This window comes from Arthrobacter sp. Br18 (assembly GCF_000520555.1).
Lineage (GTDB): Bacteria > Actinomycetota > Actinomycetes > Actinomycetales > Micrococcaceae > Arthrobacter_D.
In genome coordinates this window covers 1-5305 of record NZ_KI914876.1, presented here as the reverse complement: position 1 = coordinate 5305, position 5305 = coordinate 1, and the positions used below count along the sequence as shown (strand labels likewise).

Genomic DNA, 5305 nt, shown 5'->3' with positions numbered 1-5305 from the left:
TCGTTCGATGAGCGACTCGACCCCGCCGAGGGAGGTAGCCGGGAGCCAGAGTCGCACGGCGTCCACCAGGGCGTCGGCGGAGGCCCGGCCTCCGGTGAGTTCGATGCTGACGATGCCCCCGAATCCGTTCAGCTGTTCCCTGGCGCGCTGGTGCCCGGGATCCTGCGGAAGCCCGGGATAGCGGACGCGCGCGACGGCGGGGTGCCCGGCGAGCCGCCCGGCGAGGACGGCGGCGTTGGCCTGGCTGCGTTCCATGCGCAGCGCGAGCGTCCGCAGCCCGCGGAGCGCGAGCCACACCTCGAAGGGGCCCGCAATGGCCCCACGGAGCGTGCGGTGGGCCAGCAGGGTGGCCCGGAGGGCGGCGTCCGACGTGACGAGCGCGCCGAGGATCACGTCGGAGTGCCCCGCGAGCCATTTGGTGACGGAGTGCAGCACTACGTCGACGCCGTCCTCGAGCGGCCGGCTGAGAATCGGTGTATTGAAGGTGTTGTCCGCGATGACGAGCGCGCCCGCCGCGTGGGCGGCCCGGGTGAGGACGGCCGTCTCGGCGACCTCGAGCATCGGATTGGTGGGGCTTTCGAGCCACAGCATGAGCTGGACTCCTTTCAACTCCTCGATCTCCGCAAGCACTGCTTTCGTATCTGCGATGTCGATTGTCCGCAGGGTGAAGCGGCCGAGGGCCGCCTCCGCCGTCGCAAGGCTCAGGGAGCCCGCGTAGGCGTGCTTCGGCATGAGCACGACGCCACCTGTCGGGACCAGCGACAGCGCGGCTGCCGCTGCCCCGAGGCCGGAGCTGAAGACCAGCGCGGGGTGGGCGGCTCCTTCGAGCCGGCCGAGCGCCTCCTCGAAGGGGTCCCAGGCGGGGTTCGCCATGCGCCCGTAGACCCGGTCGCCTGGTTCGGGAGCCCGGGTGCCGTGGAAGGTGGAGGAGAGGACGATCGGTGGGTTCACGGGCGCGTCGTGGTCCCGTGGCGGGCGGCCAGCGGCAACCACCAGGGTGTCCGGGGCGAGGGGGGTGTCCTCAGGAGAAGGGGTCATTGGATCAGGGTAGTTGGCGGGGGTGGGGGTCGGGGAATTGCGGCCGCGTTGTGTTTCATCCGAGCGTTCCGGTCACGGTTGCCTCGGTGAAGATTCGATCTCGAGCCGGTCAATGTCCGCATCGCCGATAGTGAGGCCGGTTCCCGAGGAGCGGCCAAGGGTTGCGCCAGCATAGCGGGCCGTTGTCGCGACGACTTGTTCGGGTGAGGAGGCAATTCAACCCTCAGCAGTCCCGGTATGGTCAAACGGTATCGTCCCGCTCGAAAGAAGGGAACGCAGGGGTGCCATTTGTACTGTCCCGTCTGATTCGGAGGCTCGGGCGTTCGCGTTTCTGGGTGTTGCCGGCGCTGATCATCATCGTGGTGTTCCTCACCAGTTGGCCCCTCATGGTGTGGGCTGAGCCGTCCAGCAACACCATCACTTCGGTGGGAAGTTACTGGTGGTGGTTTCTGGTCACCGCCGCCACCGTCGGATACGGCGACTTCTTCCCGACCACGGTCGGTGGTCGCCTGGTCGGGGTGTACGTCATTGTCGGCGGCATCGTCACGTTGACCACCCTGTTCACCAGGATCGCCATGGCGATCGAGAATTCGAAGGGACACCGCATGAAGGGCCAGCTGGATCTGGATCTATCGGACCACCTCGTGATCGTCGGCTATACGCCCGGTCGCACCGAGCGGCTGATTCACGAGATCTTCGCCGACGAAGCCCATGCGGTTGCCCTGTGCGCCTGGGAGGACGTTGCGGAGAATCCAATGCCCGAGCAGCCCGATCTCGGTTTCGTCCGCGGTGATCTTGCCGAGGAAAGCGTGCTGCGGCGTGCCGGGGTGCACCGTGCCGCGCGCGTCCTCATCGACGCCCGCGACGATAACGAAGCACTTGCCGTCACGGTGGCTGTCACCCATGTGAACCCCGATGCGCACACGGTCGTCACGCTGCGCGATATGAGCCGCGCCCTCAACTTCTCCTATGTCGATGCCGACGTCCGCTGTGTACAGTGGCACTCCCCTCGCCTTGCCACTGAAGAGCTGCAGGATCCCGGGATTGCTGTCGTTTACGCTGACCTCATGAGCCACGGCGGCCGGAACACGTACAGTACGCGGCTGACCGAGGCGCTCCCGCAGGTGAACTTTGGACAGGTCCAGGAAGCCATGGGACGGAGCTTCACCACCACGGTGCTCGCTGTTCAGCACAATGGGGTTGTCATCAACCCCGGCTGGGACACGCAACTGCCCGGAAGCGCTGTCCTGTACTACGTGGGGGAGCGCAGGCTTTCCCTGGAGGAGATCATCGGCGCCCTCGCACGGTAGGTGGTCTCCACCGGTCAACGCGCCACCCGTTGCGAGGTGGCCGTTTGTCCTTGCCGAGCTCATGGTCGGCACAGCGTGAGTTCCAGGGGACCGGGACCTAAGAGTTGAGCGATGATTGCACGATCATTCTTCCTTCGATGGTGGAGCGTCGGTCATTAGCTGGGTCAGGGGGCTGGTCTGAACAGTTCCTGGATCCGCCCTGCCCGCGGGCAGGGCGGCGTACTCGTTTTCAGAGCAGAGCAGTGAGTACGGGGAGGGTTGTCATGAGTCCCAGCGCGATGAAGGCCATCCCTGAGATGCGTTCGATCCATCGGGTGACTGAGGGCTTGTTGAGCCAGGTCCCTGCGGTGTGGGCTCCGAGGGCAACGATGACGAGGTAGCTGCCGATGACTGCTGCGACGGTTCCGCCGACGACGGCAATGACATACAGCGGGCTCGCGGCAGGAGGGGTGAACTGCGGTATGAGGGCGAGGAAGAACAGGCCCGTTTTCGGGTTCGTGAGGCAGCACAGCACTCCGGCGCCGAACGCTGACCCCCGGGTCGGCGTGCCGCTTCGTGGCTGCACATCGGCCGGCACTTTCACCGGCCCTTCGTTCTCCAGCGTGGCCTGGTCCGAGGCACCGGCGCCGATGAGCGCTGTGGCAGGGGCGGACGTTCGGGTACCTGGGCGGGCGCCCACACGGGCGTGGGTGGTGAGGGTGCGGTAGCCGAGGTAGAAGAGGTAGGCGCCGCCCAGGACGCGCAGCGTGTTGAATGCCACGGGTGAGTCCTGCAGGAAAGCAGCGACGCCGGCGGCAACCAGGGCTGCCCACACGAAGATCCCTGATGCTGTTCCCAGAGCTGCGAAGAGGCCCGCCTGTCGCCGGCGCAGGGCGTATTGCAGTGTCAGCAGCGTGTCCGGGCCCGGAGTGATAGCCAGGATGACAGCCACTCCCAGGAGGGCGAGGTAGTTCGATGCGTTCACTGAAATGGCCTTTCGATGCAGCGGCGTCACAGGACGACGGCACAGGACACCTGCAGCTCTTTCAGGCAGGGCGTCGTGTCGGGAGGAACAAGGAACACCTGACGCGGCGACTACGCCGACGTCCACGTATACCTCCAGCGTGACACCCCACCTTGTGTGGCACCAGCAGCTCTTTACGGACGATTGGCAGTCAACGCCGTACGATGGGTCGATGTTGGATCCGCATCGGCTCGTTATTCTGCGCGCGGTCGTCTCGGCGGGTTCTGTTCATGGAGCCGCGGCCGGGTTGCATCTTGCCCCCGCGACGGTCAGCCAGCACCTGCGGGTCCTGGCCAGGCAGACCGGACTGGTCCTGTTCGAAAAAAGCGGCCGAGGCATCGAGGCCACGCCTGCTGCGCTGCACCTGGCGGAGGAAAGCAGCCGGGCCCTTGCCGATCTGGAACGCCTCGAGCGCACCGTGGCCGACCTGCGGGTAGGGCGGACCGAACGGATCACGTTTTCCTGCTTCGCCTCGGTGGCCCAGGCCTGGCTGCCGCACGTCGTGGGCACCCTGCGGAAGACATCCCCGACGACCGTGGTCGAGATCAGCATCAACGAACTTCACCCCAGCGGAGGACGGCGGCAACCTGACATCGAGATACGCAACGAAGCCCTCGACGCCGACCCCGTTCACCACGACGGCTACCAACGCCACGTCCTCACCGAAGAAGAACTGCACCTGGTCCTACCGGCGGGTCATCCCCTGTGCTCCCAGGAAGTGGTGGACATGGTCCAGCTGCGGGACGAACCCTGGATCGATCACGACATCCACGACGGTCCGACCGGGCAGATCATTGCCCGCGCGTGCACGACAGCAGGTTTCACTCCGCGGTACGTCGCACGTCTGGATGACCACCATGCAGCCCTCAGCCTCGCCGCCGTCGGCCTCGGAGTCACGGTACTTCCATCCATCGCCCTCACCGGCCTGCCCACAGGTCTCAGCGTCCGCTCCCTCACCGGACCCACCGTCGGTCGCCGAATCGTCGCATTCACCCGCACCCACCGCACCCGCGCCCGCCTCATCCACACTGCGCTCACAGCACTGCGCGAGGTATCCGACCAGCCCACAGCACCACACACCCCAAGCCAGACCCCGAGCCACACTCCGTAGCACTGGAGTGCCTACGGTTTCGTTGACTCGTGGGGTTGATAGTTTCTCGGCGGCAAGTGCCATGTTGTTGAATGTCCCAAACTTGATTGGGGCTACCTTTTCCTCGCCGGTGGATGTTCGGTGATGTCCGTAACCCATCGCGTATCCGGTGCCTGGGCGGTGGTGATCGCGGTCATCGCATCGTCACCTGGCGTTGGTCCAGGTGGCTGCCGTCGTGGTGTTGCGGGACGCGAGCTGCACAAATGCTTTGGTGAGTTCCGGCGGGTGGACGACGTCGAGGTCGGTGTTGAAGCGATTGAGGGAGGCGGCAAGAGCTATCCATGATCAGGAACCAGCCTTGAGGCTGCACCGGTCTGGGCTCAGGTCCTCGACGATGCCATCTCCGGCGGGGAGGCGATACTGTCTGCGCGGAAGATGCGCAATCGTCGCACTCAGGATCCCAGGCGACGAGGTACCGGCGTGTGCGAGATGTAATGAGGTAATACGGTTCGGCCCGTCCATGCGCATGCAAGCCCCTTCACAAATCTCCTGCGAGGTCGATGTCCAAGCCACCGGAGAATCGGTTCCAGTAGTGCGGAACTTGTCAAGTCAAATGAGACATGCTCGGGGTAGTTAATGAGCCGATAGTTAGGCTCGTTGCGCCGGGTCGTTGATCGCCGCCTTTACCGGTAGCGGTGGTGCGGCAGGACGGCGGGCAAACCGTTCAGGATGCTTGCCATACGCCTGGTCCAGGGTGGCTTGGCGTTGTTCATGCACCGCTGCCGCAGTGCCGAGGTGCACGCTGGCCGGGGTATGGTGTCCGATCCCCGAATGGCGGTGTTCATGGTTGTAGTAGGTGATGAA

The 5305-nt window shown here is 65.2% G+C and carries 4 protein-coding genes and 1 pseudogene; 2 read left to right on the top strand and 3 right to left on the bottom strand.

Annotated elements, in window-relative coordinates:
* A partial coding sequence (locus tag Y704_RS21070) for a trans-sulfuration enzyme family protein (protein WP_035772676.1) occupies positions 1-1038 on the bottom strand: 1038 nt, incomplete at its 3' end.
* Between the two features lie 281 nt (positions 1039-1319).
* Between Y704_RS21070 and Y704_RS0112455 the strand changes: the two genes are divergently transcribed.
* The gene (locus tag Y704_RS0112455) at positions 1320-2348 is read left to right on the top strand and encodes an ion channel (protein WP_026550354.1); all 1029 of its coding nucleotides are present in this window, start codon (positions 1320-1322) and stop codon (positions 2346-2348) included.
* Between the two features lie 229 nt (positions 2349-2577).
* Here the strand turns inward: Y704_RS0112455 and Y704_RS21065 are convergent, their stop codons facing one another.
* A complete protein-coding gene (locus tag Y704_RS21065; protein WP_162149412.1) occupies positions 2578-3312 on the bottom strand; it encodes a LysE family translocator in 735 nt (244 codons plus the stop codon).
* 211 nt (positions 3313-3523) lie between these two features.
* Here Y704_RS21065 and Y704_RS0112445 point away from each other — a divergent pair, with 211 nt between their 5' ends.
* Positions 3524-4462, top strand: a complete 939-nt coding sequence (locus Y704_RS0112445) for a LysR family transcriptional regulator (RefSeq protein ID WP_026550353.1) — start codon at positions 3524-3526, stop codon at positions 4460-4462.
* Between the two features lie 627 nt (positions 4463-5089).
* On the opposite strand, the pseudogene Y704_RS24565 reads toward Y704_RS0112445, so the two are convergent.
* Positions 5090-5305: pseudogene (locus Y704_RS24565) on the bottom strand (IS3 family transposase); the annotation flags it as partial.